Source organism: Microbacterium sp. zg.B48, assembly GCF_024623505.1.
Classification (GTDB): domain Bacteria; phylum Actinomycetota; class Actinomycetes; order Actinomycetales; family Microbacteriaceae; genus Microbacterium.
In genome coordinates, this window is sequence record NZ_JANJFE010000019.1 from 18,124 (window position 1) to 40,014 (window position 21,891).

Here is a 21,891-nt window from a genome sequence, read left to right on the forward strand (position 1 = left end):
GCCGCCGCACACCGCGGCGACCGCGATGTATCAGGGGGCGGCGTGCCGCGCTCCTGAATCCGTCGGCGCGTTCGCGCCGTCGTCCTGATCACGGATCCAAGGGGGTCTCCTGTGCGCAAGGTGTTCTCGATCGTCAGCATCCTCACGGTCGCCGCCGTCGTCCTGCAGTTCTACTTCGCCGGCATGGGGGTCTTCAGCGTCCCCGACGAGGGCCTGTTCGGCATCCACGGCACCACCGGCCGCATCGTCCTGCCGGTGCTGTTCATCCTCTCGCTGCTCACGGCGGCGCTTGCCCGCGCGGGCAAGCGGACGATCTGGCTTACGGTGATCGCCATCCTGCTGCTGGCACTGCAGACCATCATCTTCATCATCACCGGGGCCATCTTCAACGTCGGTCCGGAGTCCGCGGAGATCCCGCTGGCCGCGACCCTCACGGTGAGCCTGCACGCGCTCAACGGCGTCGCGATCCTGGCCGTGACCGGCATCATCGCCCGGCGTGCGTGGGTCCTCGCGTGGCGCTCCGCACCCGCCGCGGCCACGGATGCCGACCGCCCGGACGCCGCCACCGCGAACCTGACGTGACCGCAACCGCGACCCAGCTCATCGCGCTGGCACTCGGCCTGGCCGGCGCGGTGGGCTGGGGCGCGGTTGCCACCTCCGCTGCGCCGGTGCGCCGCGTGTCGTGGTGGGGTGTGGTCGCGCTGGCCGCCGTCGCGACGCTGGCCGCTTCCGCGATGGTGGGCCTGCTGTGGGCTCGGCACTGGGAGTTCGCCGCGGACCGCGTGCTGACCTCGGCTCCGCTGTCCGTGGCCGCGCTGGTGTGGTTCGGGGTCAGCGCCGCCCAGGATCTGCGGGCCGGGCGTCCGGCTTCCACCTCGACCCGCGTGGCCGCATGGGCGGGTGTCTTCGCGGCCGCCGCCGGCGTGTTCGTCCCCTTCGTCCTCGGTGCACCCCTGTCGGTGTGGAGCGTCGCCGCGGTCCTCGTCGCGGTCGTCGGCGCCACCGCCATCGCGGCGCTCGTCCTCGCGAAGACGCGCGCCCGGCGCCCGCTCGGAACGGTCGCTGCGGTCGCGGGGGCCGTCGTCGTGATCGCGACCGGCCTGGCCCTGGCCGCGGACGCTGCGCCGGGTCCGCTCTCGGCCGCGCACGGGCATGACAGCGGGGTCGCACAGGGCATCCCCGGGGGCGGGCCGACCGTCTCGGTCATGGAACTGCGCGAAGGATCGGCCCGCGAACCCGACGTGGCCGTCACCCTGCAAGCTCAGCAGAGCCGGATCCACCTGCCGTCCGGGGCGGAGCTGACCGCCTGGACGTACGGCGATCTGGGCGGCCCCGCGCTCGAGGCCACCGTCGGCGACCTGGTCGAGGTGACGCTGGAGAACCGCGACATCGCCGAGGGCGTCACCGTCCACTGGCACGGCTACCCCGTCGCCAACGGGGAGGACGGCGTCGCCGGGGTCACGCAGGACTCCGTCGCCCCCGGGGACAGCTTCACCTACCGCTTCACGGCGACGCAGCCGGGCACCTACTGGTACCACACGCATCAGAAATCCTCGGTGGGGGTGGTGCGCGGTCTGTACGGCACGCTGGTGGTCCATCCCGCCGGAGCGGAGCGGTCCGGCGTGGACGTGACGATCCCGCTGCACACCTTCGCGGGGCGGCTGGTGATAGGACAGACCGACCAGCGGATGCTGCGCACCGTGGCGCCGGGCACCGACGTGCGGCTGCGCCTGATCAACACCGACCAGCTCACGCACGTCGTCACCGTGACGGGCACGCCGCTGCGGGTGCTGGCGATCGACGGGACGGACCTGTCCGAACCCGGGGACCTCGACGACGTCACGCTCCGGATCCCCGCCGGCGGCCGGTACGACGTGGGCTTCTCGATGCCGGACACCGGGGTGCGGGTCACGGATGCCGCTTCGCGCTCCGCCGCGGTCGCGCTGGTGTCTCGGGCGGGACAGGATCCTCCGGAGGCCGCCGCGGCCGGACCCGCCTTCGACCCGGTGGCGTACGGTCGCGGCGAGCTGCCCGCCTGGGCGGCGGAGCCGTTCGATGTGCGCCGGACCATGGTGCTGGACCGGCTGCCGCGCGTCACGATGGACGGACCGGCCTACGCGTACACCGTCGACGGGCGGGTCTACCCGCACATCGCACCGACCGTCGTGAGTGAGGGCGACACCGTCGAGGTGACCATCGTGAACCGCGGGCTCGAAGTTCATCCCATGCACCCGCATGGGCACCGCGTGCTCGTTCTGGAGGTCGATGGACGCGCGCCCGCGGCGCCGCTGTGGCTGGATTCGTTCGATGTCGGCCCCGGTCAGGTGTGGCGGGTGGCGCTGGTCGCCGACAACCCGGGCATCTGGATGGACCACTGCCACAACCTGGAGCACGCGGCGCTGGGGATGGTGACCCATCTCGCCTACCGGGGCGTCGTGTCGCCCTTCGAGCACGGCGGCACGCCCGGCAACGACGCGGAGTGAGGGACAGGATCGGCGGGCGGGCTTCGGGGAGCGAGCAGAATCGAGGAAGCGGGCTGTCCTCGGTGACCGGCAGAATGAGGCGTGCCCTGAGCGAGAGGACTCCCATGACTCCGGCAACCGCGCCCCACGTCGCCGATTCCCACGAGATGATCCGAGTGGTCGGAGCTCGGGAGAACAACCTGAAGAACGTCGACGTCGAGATTCCGAAGCGCCGCCTGACCGTGTTCACCGGGGTCAGCGGGTCGGGCAAGTCCTCGCTCGTCTTCGCCACGATCGCGAACGAGTCGCAGCGGCTCATCAACGAGACCTACCCCACGTTCGTCCAGCAGTTCATGCCGCAGCTCGGCCGGCCCGAGGTCGACGCGCTGGAGAACGTCAGCCCGGCGATCATCGTGGACCAGGAGCGGATGGGAGCGAACTCCCGCTCCACCGTCGGGACCGCCACGGATGCGCAGGCGATGCTGCGGATCCTCTTCAGCCGCCTCGGGCAGCCCCATGTCGGGTCGCCGCAGGCGTTCTCGTTCAACATCCCCTCGGTCTCCGGCGCGGGTGCGGTCACGTTCGAGAAGGGCGGCAAGAAGGTCAAGGAGCGCCGCTCGTTCGAGATCACGGGCGGGATGTGCCCGCGCTGCGAGGGACTCGGCGAGGCCAGCGACATCGACCTGGACGAGCTGTTCGACAGCTCCAGATCGCTGGCCGGGGGAGCCATCACGATCCCCGGGTACAACGTCGACGGATGGATGGTGCGCGGCTTCACCGAGTCCGGGTTCTTCGATCCGGACAAGCCGATCAAGGACTACACCGCCCAGGAGCGTGAGGACTTCCTGTACAAGGAGCCCACCAAGGTCAAGATCCAGAACATCAACATGACCTACGAGGGGCTGATCCCCAAGCTCACGAAGTCGGTGCTGCAGAAGGACCGCGACTCGCTTCAGCCGCACATCCGCGTCTTCGTCGACCGGGCCGTCAAGTTCACCGCCTGCCCGGACTGCGGAGGGTCCAGGCTGAACGAGGGCGCCCGTTCGTCCAAGATCCGTGGTGTCAACATCGCGGATGCCGCGGCCATGCAGATCACGGATCTCGCCACCTGGCTCGCCACGATCGACGACCCCGAGGTCGCCCCGCTGATGACGAGCCTCCGCGCGACGATCGACTCCTTCGTGGACATCGGTCTGGGATACCTCTCCCTGGATCGATCCTCGGGCACGCTGTCGGGCGGTGAGGCGCAGCGCACGAAGATGATCCGCCACCTCGGGTCGGCGCTGACCGACATGAGCTACGTCTTCGACGAGCCGACGGCAGGCCTTCATCCGCACGACATCCAGCGGATGAACGCACTGCTGAAGCTGCTGCGCGACAAGGGGAACACCGTTCTGGTCGTCGAGCACAAACCCGAGGTGATCGAGCTCGCCGACCACGTGGTCGATCTCGGACCGGGGGCGGGCCGCGCCGGCGGGGAGATCCAGTACACCGGGGATGTCGCGGGTCTGCGCGCATCGGGCACCATCACCGGGCGGCACCTGGACGACCGCGCCCAGCTCAAGGAGAGCACCCGCAGCCCCACGGGTTTCCTGGAGATCCGGGGTGCGAGCCAGCACAACCTCAAGGGTGTGGACGTGGACGTCCCGCTCGGCGTCCTCACCGTCGTGACCGGGGTCGCCGGCTCCGGCAAGTCCTCACTGATCCACGGCAACGTTCCCGCGTTCGACGATGTGATCGTGGTGGATCAGGCGCCCATCAAGGGCAATCGCCGCAGCAGCCCGGCGACGTACACCGGCATCTTGGATACCGTCCGCACCGCGTTCGCGAAGGCGAACGGCGTCAAGCCCGCCCTCTTCAGCGCCAACTCGGAGGGGGCATGTCCGGCGTGCCGTGGGCTCGGGGTGATCATCACGACGCTGGGCTTCACCCAGACCGTCGAGACGCTGTGCGAGTTGTGCGAGGGGTCCGGCTTCAGCGACGAGGTGCTCGAGTACCGGCTGGACGGCAAGAACATCGCGGAGGTCCTCGCCATGTCCGCGGCCGAAGCGGCAGAGTTCATGACGAAGGGACCGGCGCAGACGACGCTGGCGCGGCTCATCGACGTCGGGCTGGGCTATCTCACGCTGGGCCAAGCACTGAACACGCTCTCCGGCGGCGAGCGCCAGCGGCTCAAGCTGGCGATCAGCATGGCCAAGAAAGGCGCCGTCTACGTTCTGGACGAGCCGACCACCGGCCTGCACCTCGCGGACGTCGACAACATGCTGGCCATGCTCGATCGGCTGGTCGCCGCGGGCAACAGCGTCATCGTCATCGAGCATCACCAGGCGGTGATGGCCCACGCCGACTGGATCATCGATCTCGGGCCGGGCGCCGGCCACGACGGGGGCGAGATCGTCTTCGAGGGCACGCCGGCCGATCTCGTCGCGACCGCGGACACGCTGACCGCGCATCACCTGAAGCAGTACGTCGCCGGCTGAAGGTGCCCGCGGACACGGATCGGGATGCGTGCAGACCGGTCAGCGGCCGGCGTCGTACAGATGCCGGCCGCCGTGGCTGAGGACCTTCACGACCACGCCGCGTCGGTGCAGCTCGGCCACTGTGCGCGTCTCCTCGTCGATGTCCCGACCGAGGGCGTGCACCGTCGCGACGACGAGCACATCACCGGTCCGCAGTGTCCCGAAGAGGCGGACCAGACGCTCCTCCCACGACTCGAGCGTTTCCGGCGAGGGGTGGCGGAACCCGGCGATCGGCACGCCGAAGCGCGTGAGCTCGTCGCGCTGCTCCTTGACGCTGGGCATGTCGTCGCGGGAGATCACCAGGCCGACCAGTCGTGAGCCGGCCGGACGGGCGAGCCACCAGTCGTGATCGCGCTGCAGTTCGGTGAAGCACTTCGGGCACTGCGCGGCCTGGTGGGGCAGGTGCAACGGGCTGGTCTCCCCGTGCGGGTCGTCGGCGAGCGCCGCAGAACGCCTCACCGCGGCATCCGTCATCTCGCTCATGGTGTCCATTCTCACCCCGACGGCCTCTTCGCGGGTACTCCCGCGGCTCCGTGGCCGGTGCCGGTCAGGACCCGTCGTAGAGGCGCAGCTCCACGCTGAGCTGATCGGCATCCAACTCGGCGAGGGCGTGCCGCAGGGCGGCGGTGCTGAAGGCCCCGTCCCGTGACAGCGCGTTCAGGCGCTGCCTCATCGTCCCGATCAGGGCGAGCCGCAGCTCCAGCACGTCGCGGGTCCAGGCCGAGGTGTCGTCGTCGGGCGGCCGGGTCAAGCGTGATCCGACGCGCTGGAGGAGGTCCGGCGCGAAGGCGGATCCGTCGCGTCGCGTGAGCGCATCCGAGTCGAGAGCGGATGCCGCGGCCGCCCGCATCTCGTCAGCGAGGCGCCGCTGCTCCTCCGCAGACGGCCCGGTCCCCCCGGACCCCTCGAGCCGGAGCAGGCGGACCAGCCAGGGCAGGGTGAAGCCCTGCAGCATGAGGCCCCCGACGGCGACGAGGAACGCGACGAAGACCAGCAGCGCCCGACCGGGTGTGTCTCGGGGCAGTGTCTGCGCGGCCGCCAGCGTGACGACGCCCCGCATGCCGGCCCAGACGATGACGGTGCCGTGCTTCCAGCCCAGGGGCGATGCCTGGTAGTAGTCGACGTCCGCGAGCAGCCGCGCGATCCGATCGCGCATCCCCTGCAGCCGGCGTTCGCGCCACTCCGGGGAGGGCGTCCGGCCACGCCCACGCGGACCGGGCGGTCCGAGTGCCGCGACCCGGTCCACGCGCGTGCGGAACCGCTCGATCTGCTCGCGACTCAGGCGACGGGCGCGTCTGCCCTGCGTGGCCACCAGCACCGCGACGTAGCCGCCGCGCACGACCAGGATGATCCCCAGGGCGGTCAGCGCCAGCCACACCGCATGACCGAGGCCCTCATCAGCCTCCAGGTTCTGCTCGACGATCTCCTTGAGCTCCAGACCCATCACGAGGAAGACCGCCCCCTCGAGCATGAGCTCGACGGTGCGCCAGTTCAGTTCATCGGACAGGCGCTGTTCCGGGGTGAACCAGCGGGCCGCGCCCTGGCCCGTCACGATCCCGGCCACGACGGCGGCGACCAGCCCGGAACCGCCCAGCTGCTCGGTCGGCAGGTACGCCACGAACGGGACGACGAAGCTGAGCGCGGTGTTGGCCGCCGAATGAGCGACCCAGGTGCGCACCCGCAGCGCGAGCAGGCCGACCAGGCCGCCGAGGATCGCGGCGACCAGCACACCCCAGACGAAGGACCACAGGGCGGTGCCCACCGGCATGCTGCCGACGGCGATGGCGGCCACTGCGGTGCGCAGCAGCACCAGCGAGGTGGCGTCATTGAGCAGGCTCTCGCCTTCGAGCATCGTCACGACGCGTGGCGAGATTCCTAGTCGCTTCACGATGGAGGTGGCCACCGCGTCCGTCGGGCTCAGGATGGCACCGAAGGCGATGGCCAGGTACAGGTCGATGCCGGGGATCACGAGCGTGAAGAAGTACGCCAGCGCGCCCGTGCTGAACAGCACCAGCACGATCGACAGACCCGCGATCGGGCCGAAGTCCCGGCGGAACTCGATCGCCGGCAGGGACACTGCCGACGAGTACAGCAGCGGCGGCAGCACGCCGACCAGGATGATCTCCGGGTCGATGTCCTGCGGCGGGACGAACGGCAGCAGGGTCACGCCCAGTCCGATCGCCACCAGCGCCAGTGGGCCGGCGATTCCCACCCGCGGTGCGAGTGCGGTCGCCAGCGCGACCACGACGACCCCGATCACCGCGATGACGAGGATCTCCATGGCGGCTAGAGGATCCCGAGACCCCGGACGGCGTCGCGTTCGGCGACGAGCTCGGCGACGGAGAGGTCGATGCGCGCGCGAGCGTGATCGTCGATCGGCAGGCCTTCGATGACACGGTATCCGGTCCCGTCGGACGAGACCGGATAGGAGCACACGAGTCCCTCGGGCACGCCGTACTCGCCGTGCGAGACCACGGCGGCGGAGGTCCACGATGTGCCGGCCTGCTCATCGCGGACGTGGCCGATTGCGGCGTTCGCGGCGGATGCGACCGACGAGGATCCGCGCACTTCGATGATCTCCGCGCCGCGTCGGGCGACCCGCGGCACGAACACGTCCGCGAGCCAGCTCTCCGCCGCGGCGCGGCCGCCGAGGCGCGCGGCCAGGACATCGACCACGGGCCGGTCCGCCACCCGCGCATGCGACACATCGGGGAACTGCGTGGCGGAGTGATTGCCCCAGATGGCGAGCCGCTCGATCCGGTCGGGCGGAACATCGAGCGTCGCGCTGAGCTGCCCGAGCGCGCGGTTGTGGTCCAGCCGCGTCAGGGCGGTGAAGCGCTCACTCGGGATGTCGGGGGCGGATGCCGCCGCGATGAACGCGTTCGTGTTCGCCGGGTTGCCCACCACGACCACCCGCACGTCCTCCGCCGCGCCGGCATTGAGCGCGGCTCCCTGGGGTCCGAAGATGCTCGCGTTGGCCGCCAGCAGGTCGGCGCGCTCCATGCTGGGCCCGCGCGGGCGGGCGCCGACCAGAAGCGCGATCTGGCAGCCGTCGAAGGCGGCAGCGGGATCATCGGTCACCTCGACGTCGCGCAGCAGAGGGAACGCGCAGTCCTGCAGTTCCAGGGCGGCGCCCTCGGCGCTGCGCACACCCTGGGGGATCTCCAGCAGCCGCAGCCGCACCGGACGATCGGCTCCCAGCATCTCACCGGCGGCGATGCGGAACAGGAGCGCGTAACCGATCTGCCCGCCGGCGCCCGTGATGGTCACGGTGGTCGGTTCGGGAGACATGAGCAGAGCCTATTCCCCTCGTTCCGGCCGGTGACGAACCTGCCGCTGCCCGCGGGGCTCGTCGTGGGCGCCCACCCGGGCCGGTACGTTTGCCCCATGACCTTCAACGACAACGCGAGCGTCGGCGGCAACACCGCGCGCCGTCGCGGCGCTGGCATTGCAGTCGCCGGTGGCGGTGTCGCGGGGCTCGGGGCGATCGCCGTCCTGCTGTTCCAGCTGTTCACGGGCACCGACATCTCGGGTGTGATCGGCGGCGGCGCAGTCCCCCAGGGAACCGACAGCGGCAGCGAGATCGCGCAGTGCGAAACCGGCGCCGACGCGAACGCCCGCGATGACTGCCGGCTGGCGGCGGCTTCGCTCTCGATCAACCAGTTCTGGGCCGACACGGTCCAGGGTTACCGCGAACCCCAGCTGATCATCGTCGACGGCTCGACCGGGACCGCCTGCGGGACGGCCTCGAACGCGACCGGTCCCTTCTACTGTCCACCCGAGGAGTCGATCTACGTCGATCCGACGTTCTTCGCGCTGCTGCGCGAGCAGTTCGATGCGACCGCCGGACCTCTCGCCCAGCTCTACGTGCTCGCGCACGAGTACGGTCACCACATCCAGCAGATCACCGGCATCATGCAGCAGAACCCGGACAACGGAACCGGTGAGGACAGCAACGGGGTGCGCACCGAGCTGCAGGCCGACTGCTTCGCGGGCGCCTGGGTGGCCGGCGCGGCGAACGAACTCGACGAGAACGGCGTGCCCTACCTGCGATCTCCGACGCCGCAGCAGATCAACGACGCGCTGAACGCGGCCGAAACCGTCGGCGACGATCACATCCAGCAGCAGTCCGGCGGGGTCGTCAACCCGGAGAGCTGGACCCACGGCTCCAGCGAGCAGCGTGCGCGCTGGTTCACCACCGGGTTCGAACAGGGAGTCGGCGCGTGCGACACGTTCTCGGTACCGGGGCGCGAGCTGTGAGCGCCGCAGACGACCTCGACTGCCTCTACCCGCCGATCGAGCCGTACGAGTCCGGCATGCTCCTGGTCGGAGACGGCAACCGGGTCTACTGGGAGCAGAGCGGCAACCCCGAGGGCAAACCGGTCGTGTTCCTGCACGGTGGTCCGGGAGCGGGAACCTCGGCCTGGCACCGCCGCTTCTTCGACCCCGACAAGTACCGCATCGTGCTGTTCGACCAGCGCGGCTGCGGGCGCAGCACACCGCATGCCAGCGAACCGGACGCAGATCTCCGGCACAACACGACGTGGCATCTCGTCGCGGACATCGAGCTGCTGCGCCGCAACCTCGGCATCGAGCGGTGGCAGGTCTTCGGCGGGTCGTGGGGCAGCGCGCTCGCGCTCGCGTACGCCGAGAGCCATCCCGAGACCGTCACCGAACTGGTGCTGCGCGGGATCTTCACGCTGCGCCGCCACGAGCTGGAGTGGTTCTATGAGGGGGGAGCGTCAGCGATCCTCCCCGATCTGTGGGAGGAGTTCATCGCCTGCATCCCGGTCCTGGAGCGCTCGCGCCTGATCGAGGCGTACCATCGCCGGCTCAGCGACCCCGATCCGGCCGTGCACGTGCCCGCCGCCGTCCGCTGGTCGGGGTGGGAGGCTGCGGCCCTCACGCTGCGGCCCGATCCGGAGCTGGTGGCCCAGATGACCGAGCCCATCGCCGCGACCGCGTTCGCGCGCATCGAGAACCACTTCTTCCTGAACGGCGGATGGTTCCGCGAGCAGCAGCTGATCGACGATGCGCCCGCGCTGCGGGACATCCCGTCGGTGATCGTGCAGGGTCGGTACGACGTCTGCACGCCGATCATGACCGCCTGGGACCTGCACCGCGCCTGGCCCGAGGCCGAGCTGGTCGTGGTCGAGGACGCGGGTCACTCCGCCAGCGAACCGGGGATCGCGGCGGCGCTGGTGGCAGCGACCGACCGGTTCGCGGCATCCTGACGGCAACCCTCGCCGCAGGACGTTCGCGCGCTGCTGAGCGGTCAGCGGCCGCTGATCAGATCGGCCGCGACTTCGCCGATCACGATGGCGGGGGCGTTGGTGTGTCCGCGGATCAGCGACGGCATGATCGAGGCGTCCGCCACCCGCAGCCCCTGCACGCCGCGCACCCGCAGCTCGGGATCGACGACCGACGCGGCATCCGTCCCCATCCGCGCCGTGCCGACGGGGTGGTAGAGCGTGTGCGAGTAGTGGCGCAGGGAGACCCGCGCCCGTTCCTCGGGTGTCATGTCCTGGCCACCGGCGGGCTGGATCCAGCTGCCATCCGTCACGGCGCGCAGCGCATCGGTATCCAGCAGGCGCTCGCATTCGCCGAGTCCGGCCAGCAGCGTCGCCTGATCGACGCCGTCCGGGTCGCTCAGGTAGCGGGGATCGATCACGGGCTTGTCCGCAGGATCGGCGGACGCGAGCCGGATGGTCCCGCGGCTGCGCGGCCGCAGCAGGATGGCTCCGACCGTCAGGCCCTCGCCGGGCAGGGGAACCAGGCCTTCGCCGACGTACGGCGCGGAGGCGAAGATGATCTCGATGTCCGGCAGCGCACCGGTCATCCCGGTGCGCTCGGCGACACCGGTGCGGACGAACCCGTACGCCTCCGCCACGTTCGAGGTGAGCATCCCGCGGCGCGCGATGAGGTAGCGCACGAGCTGGCCGATCCGCTCGGCGCCGTACAGCGTGCCGCCCTTCGCACCCGGCGCGAGGCCGGCGACGAGGTGGTCCTGCAGATTCGCACCCACCTCGCGGCTGTCGACCACGACGGGGATGCCGTGCTCCGCGAGGTGCTCGGCCGGACCGACTCCCGACAGCATGAGCAGCTGCGGGGTGTTGATCGTGCCGCCGGCGAGGATCACCTCGCGGCCGGCCGGCGCGTGGCGGGTCACCCCGCCGATCTCGACGTACACGCCGGTCGCACGCGGCTGCGGACCCGGGCTGAACGTGACGCGCCGCACGAGCGCGCCGGTGACCACGCGCAGGTTGCGCCTGCGCCGCGCGGGCCGCAGGTACGCGTCGGCCGTCGAGGCGCGGGCGCCGCGGCGCTGCGAGACCATCGTCTGCGCGAACCCCTGCGCCTCCGGCAGGTTCGGCGACGTGACGGCATGCCCTGCCTCCACTGCGGCAGCCAGGAACGCCGCGGTCTGCGGGCGGGGATCGCGCTGGTGCTGAACGTGCTGCGCACCGTCCGATCCGTGCGTCGGGTCGAGGGGGTCCTGCGTGCGCTCCACGCGCAGGAAATACGGCACCAACGCAGCCCATGACCAGCGCTGCCCGGCGGCATCCGCCCAGTCGTCGTAGTCGGCGGCGAATCCGCGGATCCACATCATCGCGTTCAGCGACGATGAGCCGCCCAGCGTCTTGCCGCGCGGCCAGTAGATCGTGCGGTCGTCGAGGGCGGCCTGCGCGACGGTGTCGTAATTCCAGTCGTACGCGCCGCGGAAGAGGGTCTTGAACGCGGCGGGCACATGCAGCTGCAGTGCCTTGTCCGCTCCGCCGGCCTCCAGCAGCAGCACCGAGACGGCGGGGTCCTCGCTCAGACGCGCGGCCAGCGCTGCGCCGGCGGACCCGGCGCCCACGACGATGTAATCGGCGGCCGGTTGCCCCGCCGCGCGACGAGGTGCGGCCCTCATGCGCGGAAGGCCTGGAGAAGCGGGCTCGCCAGGCGGGCGAGGTTGCCGTCCATCCGGTACCGCGTGAAGCCCTCGCTGACGACAGCGCCGGTGCGCGCGTCGACGAACCACGGCGGCTTGGGCAGGATCGAGCCCTTAGACAGGCTCCTGGTCCTCAGGATCCGCCCGATCGAGCGGGGGAACGGGCGGAACGGCCCGCGTGTGACCGAGCGCTCCACCCGATCCAGAAGTAGCGCGTTGTGGACCACGCCGATGCCGCTTCCGACGTCCTCGAGGGTCCCGCCCGGATATCCGCCCCATGTGAGCGTCGGCGTGAGGAAGGCGAACGCCGTCCACGAGTTGATCGAGATGGCGCCGTAGCGCAGGTCGGCGATGGCGCGTTCGAAGCCGTCGCCCAAAGCGGCCTGCGTCCGCGGATCGATCAGCACGTTCGCACCGAGCGTGCCGGCAAGCCTCTGGTTGGCGTGGGCGACCGCGGTGTCCAGGAACTCCTGTCCGTTCCCCGGCAACGAGATCACGCCGAGCACGGGGGCGAAATACTCCGTCGCCTCCAGCGCGGTCGCATCCTCGCCCGGGGCGATCTCCACCAGCAGCCGGGTGCCGTCACCGTGCCGCGTCGCTCCCGGGTACTGGGATGCCGCGGCACCCAGTTTCTCGTCGCTGCGCGGATACCAGACCGAACGGGCGGGCGCGTGCGCATATGCGGTGCGCAGGGCGGCCAGGAAGGCATCGCGCTGGGGCCAGTCCGCGGCGAGCAGGACCACCTGTCCGGCGATGCAGTTGTGGCCGCTGTTCTGCAGACGCATCGTCACGATGTGCTCCGCCTGGAAGCGCAGGTCCGCCGCGCTCCATTCGCCGGGCACGACGATCACCGGGGACACGCCGCCCAGCTCCGCGGTGATCGGCTTCGTCAGCTGCGGGCGGCCGTCGCGTCGTCGTCGTGCCGCGTCCGGCCCGGTCCCCCACACGATCGCGTCGAACGTGGGCGCGGCGCCGGTGATGTGGACGTGGGCGATGCCGTCGTGGCCGGTCAGGTACGCACCCGCGGGGCCGCCGCCGCGGACGATCCGCAGGAACCCGGGTTCGATCAGCGGCGCGAGCGCGCGCTCGTACACCGGCACCAGCGCGTCCTGCGTCGGGTTCACCTTCAGCAGCACCACGCGGTTATGCGCGATCAGCTCGTACAGCACGTCCAGCACCGGGATGGAGGTGACGTTGCCGGCGCCCAGCACCAGCCCGACCCCGCCGCTGCGCTCCGGCTCCCGCTGCGCGAGACCGGCGGTCGAGCGGGCGTCGGCGACGGTGACGTCGGGCTGGAACCACACCTCGCCGGTGTAGCCGGACAGCAGCAGGGAGTCCATCGTATTCAGCGGGAAGACGTGCGCGCGGAGACGCCCGCCGGGTGCGGCATCCGTGCGGATGCGCTCGAGCGGGCTGACCCCCTGCGCCAGCGCCCGCAGCGTGTCGCGGTAGGCGTCCAGAGCGACCAGGGTCGCGTACGGACCCGAGAGCCACTCCTCACCGCGCAGCGGATGCTCCGGCCCGAGCCCCTTCGACACCGCGGCGACATCGGCCCATTCCTCCGCGGCGGCGGCGGTGGTGGCATGCAGGCGCTCGAACAGGCGGCCCCGCTGGGCGAGAGTCAGGTGCGCCCAGGTCCGCGCTCCGATGTGCACGTCTCCGATCGCCGCATCGAGCTTCTCGCGCTCGGCCGATGCCAGATCGGGGGCTGCGCCGACCGTCGCCGAGGCGGCGGTGTCCGCGGCGCCGGACACGGCCGGGGTGGGCTTGCCGGCAGGCGTCACAGCGGTCTCCTTCGACGGGATCTCCAGCCTACGTGGCGGGACGCGGTCTCAGCCCGGGCCGGCCTGGGTCTCACGGCGCGGTCTCGATGTCGGCGCGGCGCAGCCGGTAGCGGGCCAGGGTGAGCAGGCTGAGGGCGATCAGGACGGCCGGCACGATGCTGAAGCTGATCACGATGCCGGCGGTCGCGGCATCCGGCTGGGTCACCGACTGCCCGGCGGTGGACGAGACGTATCCGGTCACCGCGAGGATCACCGTGAGCGTGGTCGCACCGAGCGCGAACCCGATCGTCTCGCCGGCGGTCCACACCCCGCTGAACGCCCCGGCCCGGCCCGGACCGTTCGCCAGCTCGTCGTGGGAGATGACGTCGGGCAGCATCGCCATCGGCAGCGACTGCATGCCGGCGTAGGCGATGCCTGCCACCGCCACGGAGGCGTAGATCCAGGCGCCGGGAGCCCATAGCGCCGCCACGATGGTCACTGCCGCCACCGTGAACACGACACTGGCGATGGTGAAGGTGCGCTCCTTGCCGAGGCGCCGCGCTACCACGCCCCAGCCGGGGGCGGCGATCAGGGCCGGGGCGATCAGCGCGATGAACAGCAGCTGGACGGCATCCTCGGAGCGCATCACCCACGTCGCGACGTACTGTGCGCCGGCCAGCATCAGCCCGGTCGCGAGGGCCTGCAGGACGAACGTGGACAGCAGCGCCCGGAACGGGGCGCTGCGGCGCAGCGATCGGATGCCGGCGAGGTAGTGCTCGCGCAGCGGGACGCGCGCGGCCGGTGCGAGGGCGGCCGGGTGCACCGGCGCTCCGCCTGCGCCGACCGGGCGGCGAGCGACCGTCGTGGCCACCAGCATCCCGCCGGCGATCGCCAGGCCGGCCACGACGCCCATGACCAGGTAGCCGGTGCTCGGGTCGGCGGTCGCTCCGCGCAGAGCCGGACCCCCGGCTCCGAACAGGAGGATGGCCACGGTCAGCACCACGACCCGCCAGGTGAGCAGGCGGGTGCGCTCGTCGTATCCGGGTGTCAGCTCCGCGGGCAGGGCGATGTAGGGCACCTGGAACAGGCTGAACGCGGTCGCGGCGAGCAGGAAGGCGATAAGCACCCAGATGGCGCCGAGGACCGGGCCCAGCGACGGCGGGACGGCGAAGGTGAGCGCGAACAGCACCGCGATGGAGCACGCCCCGACGAGCATGAGCCGGCGACGCGTTCCGTGGCGGGCGAGGTCGCGGTCGGTGAGGGCTCCGATGACCGGGTCGATCACGACGTCCCAGATCTTGGCGGCCGTGATGACCGCACCGGCGGCGAGGGCGGCCACCCCGAGCGAGTCGGTCAGATAGTAGGCCAGCACCAGCCCGGGAAGGGTCGCAAATCCGCCGGTGCCGACCGACCCGGCCGCGTAGCGGGCGACGGTCCCGGCGGACAGCCTGCCCGGCAAGGTCGGGCGCGGCGTGTAGGCGCTCGCGACGGCGTTGCGGGGCGGGTCAGCGGGTGCAGAAGCCGATGCGCGGGCGTCGGGAGCGTCGGTGCTCATCGCGCCAGTGTAGAGCGACGTGTCCCGCCGGGCCGCGCAACCTGCGACGGAGCGCTCGAACCGCTCAGGAGGGGCGGACGGCGCTCTCCGCGTCGACGGCGTCGCGGACGGCCAGCATGCCCCGGAGGGTCTCGGTGAAGCTCGTGGACAGGGGGGACAGGCCGATGCGCAGCCCGCCCGGATCCCGGTAGTCGGGGATCACGTCATGCTGCCACAGCCGGGCGGTGACGGCTCGCATGGATGGATGCTGGAGCGTGATGTGCCCGCCGCGCTGTTCGGTCGCGCGGGGGGAGGCCAGCGTCACCCCGAAGGGGCCGAGCAGGTCGTCCGCGGCGCGGATGGCGAACTCGGTGAGGGCGGTGGACTTGGCGCGGATCGCGTCGATCCCGACCTCCTCGAGGATGGCCACGGTGTCCTGCAGCGCCAGCATCCCGACGATGGGCGGTGTGCCCGAGACGAACCGGCGCATGCCCTCCGCCGGGACATACTCCGGCCCCATCGCGAAGACGTCCGCGGCGCCCATCCAGCCCTGGATGGGCTGGGCCAGCGCCGCCTGGTGCCGCGCGGCGACGTACGCGAACGCCGGCGAGCCGGGTCCTCCGTTGAGGTACTTGTAGGTGCAGCCGACGGCCAGGTCGAACTCCCAGTCGTCCGCCCGCACCGGCGCGGATCCGGCGGAGTGGCACAGGTCCCAGAGGATGAGGGCACCCGCGTCGTGCGCGATGCGGGTGAGGGCTGCCGCATCGGCGAGGTACCCCGACCGGTACGCGACATGGCTGAGCACCACGACGGCGGTGCCCGGGCCGACGGCGCCGCGCACGTGCTCCGCCGTCACGCCCGAGGAGCGGTCGACATCGATCCAGCGCACTCGGCCACCGCGCTCGGCGGCGATCCCCTCGACCAGATACCGGTCGGTGGGGAAGTTGTCGGTGTCCACGACGATCTCCACCCGGGCCGGATCAGCGGTCCGCTGTGCATCGAATGCCGCCCGGATGAGCTTGTACAGGAGCACCGTGGTCGAATCGGCGACGACCGTCTGGCCGGCGGCCGCTCCGATGACCGCCCGACCCACCGCGTCGCCGATCTGGAACGGCAGCGCCATCCAGGACTCGTCCCATCCGCGGATCAGGCGCCCGCCCCACTGCTCCCGGATGAAAAGGTCCACGCGGGATGCGGTGCGCCGCAGCGGCCGGCCCAGGGAATTGCCGTCGAAGTACACCAGCGAGGTGTCCGCGCCGACGAACTCGGCGCGCACCGCTGCCAGCGGATCGGACGCATCCAGCGCGGCAGCCTCCGCGGTGAGCGGGACCGGCGTGCCGGGGTCGGGGGTGCGGGCACGATCAGCCGTGCTCATCGGCGATCAACTCCTCAGTGGGGACCACGATCGAGCCCGCCAGCCAGGCGGGGACGGCGGAGAGCGTCGCGGGCGGATCACCCGGGATGAACGTGGCGACCGCGTGCGAACGCTCACTCCCCGGCCACGGGTCCGAGAGGGCCCCCAGCAGCGCCCGGCCGCGCAGACCTGCGTCGTGCAGCGCGGCCAGCTCGCGCGGGTTCACCCCGACCGGGAGGTCGCCGTTGCCCAGGTCGGTGCCGTAGAGCACGGTGCCGCCCGCGGCGAGGAAAAGCTCCAGATTCCCCCGCGCACGATCGCGGTCCGCGGCACCGGAACGATGGATGTCCAGCGTCGAGATCCACCGCTGACCGAGAGCGGCCGCCGCCGTGACCAGGGCGGGCTCGAGCCGCTCGCTGAAGGGGGTGTGCGCGAGCGCGTCCACCCCGGCGTCGATGGCCAACCGGACCATGCCGGGGCCCTCCGCGTGAGCCACGACCGGCAGCGCCAGCGCGCGGGCCGTCGCGATGATCGTCGCCAGGGTCACGGCATCCATCACCGGGCCGGCCGCCGCGTTCAGCGAGACCTTGATGACGGATGCCCCGAACTGAGCCTGCTCGTCCACGGCGGTGGCCGCACCTCCCCCGACTCCGGGGTGGGCGGACGCATCGCGCACCTCGCGGACCGCGCCGGCGGGCGCCCAGGACCGCCCGACCGGGTATCCGCCGGGAGCGGTGAGGAAGGCACCGGCATATGCCACTCGGGGCATGAGATGCGCGGGGCGGCGGGCGAGTTGCACCGGATCGCCGCCCAGGTCGAGGACCCCCGCGATGCCGTGACGGCCGAGCCGCTGTTCGTCGATGAGATGAAGGTGGACGTGGTGGTCCATGAAGGGCGGCAGGAGGACGCCGGTCTCGCCGGTGATCGCCCGACGGCACAGGCCGACGTCCTCACCGAGGAGGCCGCGCCGTTCGTGGTTCGTCATCCGGCCGGTGCCGTTCCGAGAAGGCCGCCCGGCATCGGTCACTGCCCGATCTCGGTGCGCACGGCGAACAGCTCAGGAAAGAAGGTCAGCTCCAGCGCCTTCTGCAGGAACGGGACCCCGCTCGAGCCGCCGGTCCCCTTCTTGAAGCCGATGATCCGATCCACGGTCTTGAGGTGGCGGAACCGCCAGAGCTGGAAGTTGTCCTCCAGATCGACCAGCTCTTCGCACGTCTCGTACGCGGCCCAGTGCGCCTGCGGGTCGGCGTAGATCGACGCGAAGATCGGCACGAGCTCGGGCATGAACGTCCACGCCTGGGTGACATCGCGCTCCAGGACCGCGGCCGGGATCGGATAGCCGGACCGGGCCAGAAGGCGGAGGAACTCGTCGTACAGACTCGGCGCCTCGAGCGTCTCGCGCACCAGCTCGTGGGCGGTCGGGTCCGCGGAGAAGACGCGCAGCATCGCGGAGTTCTTGTTGCCGAGCGTGAACTCCACCGCGCGGTACTGCGCGGACTGGAACCCGCTCGCGTTGCCGAGCACGCCGCGGAACTGGGCATACTCGGCTGGGGTCAGCGTCGCCAGCACCGACCATTGCTCGGTCAGGGTCCGCTGGATGTGCTTGACACGGGCGATGCACTTCAGCGCCGGCGCGAGCCGGTCATCGCGCAGGAAACGGCATGCGCCGGACAGCTCGTGCAGCACCAGCTTGAGCCAGAGCTCGGTGGTCTGGTGCTGGATGATGAACAGCAGCTCGTCGTGGTGCTCCGGAGAGCTCAGCGGATGCTGTGCGGCCAGGAGGGTGTCCAGTTCGAGGTACCCGCCGTAGCTCATCCGGTCGGAGAAGTCGGTGACCACCGATCCTTCGATCGCGCGCGTGTTCGCTTCGACGCCTTCGCTCACACCACGAGCCTACTCAGCGCCGCCCGGCCGGGCCGTGTCAGATGATCGCGAGCTCGCGCAGCTTCGCTTCGACGTCGGCGTTGGACGGTTCGACGTGGTGCGAGGCGTCCGGGTAGACCACGACCGGGATGCTGGTGCGACCCGAGATCTCGCGCGCGACGTCGGCGGCCGGGGGGTCGGCGACCAGGTCGACATACGTGAAGCTGACGCCGAGCGCATCGAGCTGGGACTTGGTGCGGATGCAGTCACGGCACCAGTCAGCGCCGTACACCGTGACGGTCGAGGAGGGAGAAGTCATACATCCATTCTCCCGTATGAATGCTGGGTGCCGGCCGGGTGCGCAGGGTGCGCGCCCATGGGACGATTGAACCCGCATGGAACTGTCGATCATCGTGCCCACATACAACGAGGCTCCCAACGTGGCGGAGCTGGTCCGTCGTGTCACCGCGGAGACCGCGGGCATCGATGCGGAGATCATCTTCGTGGACGACAGCACCGACGCCACCCCGGACGTCGTCCGCGAGGTCGCGGCATCCGCTGCCCTCCCCGTGCGGCTGATCCACCGCGAGCGGCGGACCGGTGGCCTGGGCGGCGCCGTCATGGCGGGGCTGGCGGCCGCCGAGGCCGATGCATGCCTGGTGATGGACGGCGACCTGCAGCACCCGCCGGAGGAGATCGGCGCGATTCATGACCGGTTCCTGCGCGGCGACGTCGATGTCGTCGTGGCCTCCCGCTACGCCGGCGACGGCACCAGCGCGGGTCTTGCCGATCGCACCCGGGTGCTGGTGTCCAAGACGGCGACCGCATTGACGCGCGCGATGTTCCCCATCCGCCTCCGCGGCGTGTCCGACCCGATGACCGGGTTCTTCCTCATCGACCGCAGGGCGGTGGATGCCGAGGCCCTGCGGCCGCGCGGGTTCAAGATCCTGCTGGAGGTCCTGGCCCGCCAGAACCTCCGGGTGGCGGAGGTGCCGTTCGATTTCGCCGGAAGGCATGCGGGCGAGTCGAAGGCGTCGATGCGTCAGGGGATGCACTTCCTCACGCAGCTGACGGCGCTGCGGTTCGGCAAGATGTCACTGTTCGCCGTCATCGGCGGGCTCGGGGCGATCGTGAACGTCGCGATCGTCTGGGCGCTGACCCAGCTGGGGGTCAACTACATCGTCGCGGCGATCGTCGCGTCTGAGTTGACGATCGTCGGCAACTTCCTGCTGCAGGAGCGGTTCGTCTTCCAGGACATGAAGGGCGAGGCATCCGGCGTCTGGTCGCGTTTCGTCAAGTCCTTCACGTTCAACAACACCGAGCTGCTGATCCGCATCCCGATCGTCGCGCTGATGGTCAGCGGCGGGCACATCTCCGCGGTGATCGCCACCGCCATCACGCTGTTCGTGGCATTCATCGTGCGGTTCGTCTTCCATTCGCTGGTCGTCTACGCACCGCGCAGAGCGGGTGCCGCCAGCCGTGGGCGGCTGCTGGTGGACGAGCTGGATGCGCAGGCGATGTCCCCGGGCGAGCTGTGACCGACCGGGTCGGTCAGCCGATCAGGCCGATCAGCGCGTTCAGCCCCATGCCGTAGTTGATGCGGATGGTCGGCAGCGCCAGCTTGTCGGTGCCGATCGTGACGTAACCGGGCTCGATCGTCCGGGCCATCTCGTACCCCGCCTGGCGCAGCCCCTCTTTGGAGGTCTCGTTGTGGTGTCCGAACGGGTACGCCATGACCTGTTTGACGCCGAGCACGCCCGCGGAGGTCTCCATGTCGGCGGCGATCTCGGCGGCCGACCAGTTGACCATGCGGCCCTGCCCGTCCGCGCCTGCGGTGTGCATGTTGTGGGTGTGCGAGCGCTGCTGGACGTACATCGACGGCGACGGTCCGGTCCCGTCGATCGTGATGCAGAAGGCCGTCGAGAGCACCTGTTTGGCGACGACGACCGGCACTCCCATCTCCAGCCAGGTGATGTCGCAGTCATCGTCGGTGACGATCACCGAGTGCGTGGGCAGCCAGAGGCGGCCGTCGATGAAGGCGCTGAGCTCGTCCCACGTGGGCAGATAGAACCCGGTTGTGGCGATGTGGTTCATGTGGGCGTCGAATTCGCCGATGTACGCGTAGTTGCCGCGCAGCCAGTTGTCCTCGCCCTCCGGTTTGGAGGTGAACTGGTGGTACATCAGGATCGGTATCCGAGCGTTCTCCGCCGCGTTCTCGTCCGGCGTCTTCCACGACCCGTACAGGGTCCTCTCCTGCTCCGTGCAGACGACCGGTTCCGAGCCGTTCACCCGGCCGGGGATCGCGAAGGCGGCCGCATCCTCCGGGGTCGCGTACCACCCGCCGAACACCAGGCCGTCGCGTTGCGGGATCGGCAGGCCGGCGTACAGCACGCCCTGGGTCTGGAGCATCGGCTCGGCGGTGACTCCGTCGCCCACGAAGCTGACCGCGCACGCATTCGGATCGCCCGATGCGGCCAGCAGCTCCTGTGTCGCCGTCATCGGCGGGGCGGTCGCGCTCGCATCCGGCTGCGCCGGCGTCGCGCCGCCGGACGGCGCGCCGACCGGTTCCTGGTTGCCTCGAGTCAGTGCGAGCACCGACACGGCGATCACCACGGCGGCGATCAGGACGAGCGCGGCCAGAAAGGTCGCGAGCCGCCGACGGCGGCGGACGCGCGCGGACACACCCCGTGTGCGCGCGGCGTTACGTGTCGAATCGGTCACAGCCCTCAACCCCAGCGGATCAGCGCCCCGACCATCGGCATGCGCTCATCGCACATCGTACGGCCCGGACCCCGGCGCGCCAGGCAGCGCCGGCACACCGATTGCGAAGCCGGATCGACCGTGCCGCGGCGCGGATCGCTACGCTGTGCGTCATGACAACGCTCGTCCTCACCGTCGTCGGAGATGATCGCCAGGGGCTCGTCGCCGCCGTGGCGGATGTCGTCACCGCGCACGGCGGCAACTGGGAGAACAGCCAGCTGGCCGAGCTGTCCGGTGCCTTCGCGGGCATCATCCAGGTCTCGGTGGGCGACGAGCGGGTCGAGGAGCTGCGCGCCGCCCTGGTCGAACTCGACGGACTGCTCACGGTGACCACGCACACCGGCGATGCGGAGACCGGGGATGCTGCGCCGCCTCGTCGGTTCTCGATCCGGGTGCTCGGCAACGACCATCCGGGCATCGTCCGCGAGGTCTCCTCGACCCTCAGCGACCACGGTCTGAGCATCGAGCGGATGACAACCGAGACACGCGACGCCGCGATGGCCGGTGGCCGGCTGTTCGAGGCGACCATCGCCGCCCACGTTCCGGCATCCGTCGATGTCGACGCCGTGCAGACTGCGCTGGAGCGCCTCGCCGCCGAGATCCAGGTGGACGTCACGCTGCAGACGTGACCGCGAATGGAGATCCGGATGGCCCGGTGCAAGACGTTGCTCTCCGACGGAGCAATGTCGGGCGCGCGAGGGC

18 protein-coding genes are annotated in these 21,891 nt (G+C 70.8%); 7 read left to right on the forward strand and 11 right to left on the reverse strand.

Features of this window, described 5'->3' with window-relative positions; translation table 11 throughout:
• The first annotated feature begins 111 nt into the window (after nucleotides 1-111).
• The 3 genes from NQ152_RS15430 (at nucleotide 112) to NQ152_RS15440 (ending at nucleotide 4,942) form a co-directional block, all read left to right on the forward strand.
• Nucleotides 112-582 carry a DUF6220 domain-containing protein gene (locus NQ152_RS15430; RefSeq protein ID WP_257500835.1) on the forward strand — a complete coding sequence of 157 codons (471 nt, stop codon included), beginning with the start codon at nucleotides 112-114 and terminating at the stop codon, nucleotides 580-582.
• On the forward strand, nucleotides 579-2,483 hold the full coding sequence (locus tag NQ152_RS15435) for a multicopper oxidase family protein (RefSeq protein ID WP_257524618.1): 1,905 nt from the start codon (nucleotides 579-581) through the stop codon (nucleotides 2,481-2,483). The genes NQ152_RS15430 and NQ152_RS15435 overlap by 4 nt, the downstream gene beginning before the upstream one ends.
• Nucleotides 2,484-2,587: 104 nt before the next feature.
• On the forward strand, nucleotides 2,588-4,942 hold the full coding sequence (locus tag NQ152_RS15440) for an excinuclease ABC subunit UvrA (RefSeq protein WP_257524619.1): 2,355 nt from the start codon (nucleotides 2,588-2,590) through the stop codon (nucleotides 4,940-4,942).
• Between the two features lie 39 nt (nucleotides 4,943-4,981).
• Here NQ152_RS15440 and NQ152_RS15445 read toward each other — a convergent pair whose 3' ends face one another.
• The 3 genes from NQ152_RS15445 to NQ152_RS15455 all read right to left on the reverse strand — a co-directional run bounded on the left by NQ152_RS15445 (nucleotide 4,982) and on the right by NQ152_RS15455 (nucleotide 8,272).
• Nucleotides 4,982-5,455 (reverse strand): recombinase family protein, encoded by a 474-nt coding sequence (locus tag NQ152_RS15445; RefSeq protein ID WP_374113606.1) that lies wholly within the window; start codon nucleotides 5,453-5,455, stop codon nucleotides 4,982-4,984.
• Nucleotides 5,456-5,528: 73 nt separating this feature from the next.
• Nucleotides 5,529-7,262: a sodium:proton antiporter gene (locus tag NQ152_RS15450; RefSeq protein ID WP_257524620.1), complete on the reverse strand. Its 1,734-nt coding sequence runs from the start codon at nucleotides 7,260-7,262 to the stop codon at nucleotides 5,529-5,531.
• A 5-nt stretch (nucleotides 7,263-7,267) separates the two neighbouring features.
• A complete protein-coding gene (locus tag NQ152_RS15455) occupies nucleotides 7,268-8,272 on the reverse strand; it encodes a malate dehydrogenase (RefSeq protein WP_257524621.1) in 1,005 nt (334 codons plus the stop codon).
• Nucleotides 8,273-8,368: 96 nt separating this feature from the next.
• Here NQ152_RS15455 and NQ152_RS15460 point away from each other — a divergent pair, with 96 nt between their 5' ends.
• Together NQ152_RS15460 and pip are read left to right on the forward strand one after the other, a co-directional pair.
• A complete protein-coding gene (locus NQ152_RS15460; protein ID WP_257524622.1) occupies nucleotides 8,369-9,241 on the forward strand; it encodes a neutral zinc metallopeptidase in 873 nt (290 codons plus the stop codon).
• Between the two features lie 56 nt (nucleotides 9,242-9,297).
• Complete coding sequence (gene pip, locus NQ152_RS15465) at nucleotides 9,298-10,215, forward strand: prolyl aminopeptidase (protein ID WP_374113607.1); 918 nt, start codon at nucleotides 9,298-9,300, stop codon at nucleotides 10,213-10,215.
• A 41-nt stretch (nucleotides 10,216-10,256) separates the two neighbouring features.
• Here the strand turns inward: pip and NQ152_RS15470 are convergent, their stop codons facing one another.
• The 7 genes from NQ152_RS15470 to NQ152_RS15500 form a co-directional block, all read right to left on the reverse strand.
• Nucleotides 10,257-11,894 carry a GMC family oxidoreductase gene (locus tag NQ152_RS15470; RefSeq protein ID WP_257524624.1) on the reverse strand — a complete coding sequence of 546 codons (1,638 nt, stop codon included), beginning with the start codon at nucleotides 11,892-11,894 and terminating at the stop codon, nucleotides 10,257-10,259.
• Entirely contained in the window at nucleotides 11,891-13,699 is a 1,809-nt protein-coding gene (locus tag NQ152_RS15475) for an aldehyde dehydrogenase family protein (RefSeq protein WP_257524625.1), read from the reverse strand. Before NQ152_RS15475 ends, NQ152_RS15470 begins: the two co-directional genes overlap by 4 nt.
• A gap of 70 nt (nucleotides 13,700-13,769) precedes the next feature.
• Entirely contained in the window at nucleotides 13,770-15,233 is a 1,464-nt protein-coding gene (locus tag NQ152_RS15480) for an MFS transporter (RefSeq protein WP_257524626.1), read from the reverse strand.
• 64 nt (nucleotides 15,234-15,297) lie between these two features.
• Nucleotides 15,298-16,587: a kynureninase gene (locus NQ152_RS15485; protein WP_257524627.1), complete on the reverse strand. Its 1,290-nt coding sequence runs from the start codon at nucleotides 16,585-16,587 to the stop codon at nucleotides 15,298-15,300.
• Nucleotides 16,574-17,551, reverse strand: coding sequence for a hypothetical protein (locus tag NQ152_RS15490; protein WP_257524628.1), 978 nt, complete (start codon nucleotides 17,549-17,551; stop codon nucleotides 16,574-16,576). The genes NQ152_RS15485 and NQ152_RS15490 overlap by 14 nt, the downstream gene beginning before the upstream one ends.
• Nucleotides 17,552-17,589: 38 nt before the next feature.
• Nucleotides 17,590-18,450, reverse strand: coding sequence for a tryptophan 2,3-dioxygenase (gene kynA, locus NQ152_RS15495; RefSeq protein WP_257524629.1), 861 nt, complete (start codon nucleotides 18,448-18,450; stop codon nucleotides 17,590-17,592).
• Nucleotides 18,451-18,487: 37 nt separating this feature from the next.
• Nucleotides 18,488-18,748, reverse strand: coding sequence for a glutaredoxin family protein (locus NQ152_RS15500; RefSeq protein ID WP_257500821.1), 261 nt, complete (start codon nucleotides 18,746-18,748; stop codon nucleotides 18,488-18,490).
• A 76-nt stretch (nucleotides 18,749-18,824) separates the two neighbouring features.
• Here NQ152_RS15500 and NQ152_RS15505 point away from each other — a divergent pair, with 76 nt between their 5' ends.
• Nucleotides 18,825-19,967, forward strand: a complete 1,143-nt coding sequence (locus tag NQ152_RS15505; RefSeq protein ID WP_257524630.1) for a glycosyltransferase — start codon at nucleotides 18,825-18,827, stop codon at nucleotides 19,965-19,967.
• Nucleotides 19,968-19,980: 13 nt separating this feature from the next.
• On the opposite strand, the gene NQ152_RS15510 is transcribed toward NQ152_RS15505, so the two are convergent.
• Nucleotides 19,981-21,150 carry a xylanase gene (locus NQ152_RS15510; protein WP_257524631.1) on the reverse strand — a complete coding sequence of 390 codons (1,170 nt, stop codon included), beginning with the start codon at nucleotides 21,148-21,150 and terminating at the stop codon, nucleotides 19,981-19,983.
• Between the two features lie 152 nt (nucleotides 21,151-21,302).
• Between NQ152_RS15510 and NQ152_RS15515 the strand changes: the two genes are divergently transcribed.
• On the forward strand, nucleotides 21,303-21,818 hold the full coding sequence (locus NQ152_RS15515) for a glycine cleavage system protein R (RefSeq protein WP_257524632.1): 516 nt from the start codon (nucleotides 21,303-21,305) through the stop codon (nucleotides 21,816-21,818).
• Nucleotides 21,819-21,891: the final 73 nt, after the last annotated feature.

What these genes read in the sequence shown, in the direction of transcription:
- NQ152_RS15455 (WP_257524621.1), bottom strand. Translation starts at nt 8,272, where the DNA reads ATGTCTCCCGAACCGACCACCGTGACCATCACGGGCGCCGGCGGGCAG.
- NQ152_RS15485 (WP_257524627.1), bottom strand. Translation starts at nt 16,587, where the DNA reads ATGAGCACGGCTGATCGTGCCCGCACCCCCGACCCCGGCACGCCGGTC.
- NQ152_RS15470 (WP_257524624.1), bottom strand. Translation starts at nt 11,894, where the DNA reads ATGAGGGCCGCACCTCGTCGCGCGGCGGGGCAACCGGCCGCCGATTAC.
- NQ152_RS15450 (WP_257524620.1), bottom strand. Translation starts at nt 7,262, where the DNA reads ATGGAGATCCTCGTCATCGCGGTGATCGGGGTCGTCGTGGTCGCGCTG.
- NQ152_RS15480 (WP_257524626.1), bottom strand. Translation starts at nt 15,233, where the DNA reads ATGAGCACCGACGCTCCCGACGCCCGCGCATCGGCTTCTGCACCCGCT.
- NQ152_RS15500 (WP_257500821.1), bottom strand. Translation starts at nt 18,748, where the DNA reads ATGACTTCTCCCTCCTCGACCGTCACGGTGTACGGCGCTGACTGGTGC.
- NQ152_RS15460 (WP_257524622.1), top strand. Translation starts at nt 8,369, where the DNA reads ATGACCTTCAACGACAACGCGAGCGTCGGCGGCAACACCGCGCGCCGT.
- NQ152_RS15490 (WP_257524628.1), bottom strand. Translation starts at nt 17,551, where the DNA reads ATGACGAACCACGAACGGCGCGGCCTCCTCGGTGAGGACGTCGGCCTG.
- NQ152_RS15515 (WP_257524632.1), top strand. Translation starts at nt 21,303, where the DNA reads ATGACAACGCTCGTCCTCACCGTCGTCGGAGATGATCGCCAGGGGCTC.
- NQ152_RS15440 (WP_257524619.1), top strand. Translation starts at nt 2,588, where the DNA reads ATGACTCCGGCAACCGCGCCCCACGTCGCCGATTCCCACGAGATGATC.
- NQ152_RS15505 (WP_257524630.1), top strand. Translation starts at nt 18,825, where the DNA reads ATGGAACTGTCGATCATCGTGCCCACATACAACGAGGCTCCCAACGTG.
- NQ152_RS15445 (WP_374113606.1), bottom strand. Translation starts at nt 5,455, where the DNA reads ATGACGGATGCCGCGGTGAGGCGTTCTGCGGCGCTCGCCGACGACCCG.
- pip (WP_374113607.1), top strand. Translation starts at nt 9,298, where the DNA reads ATGCTCCTGGTCGGAGACGGCAACCGGGTCTACTGGGAGCAGAGCGGC.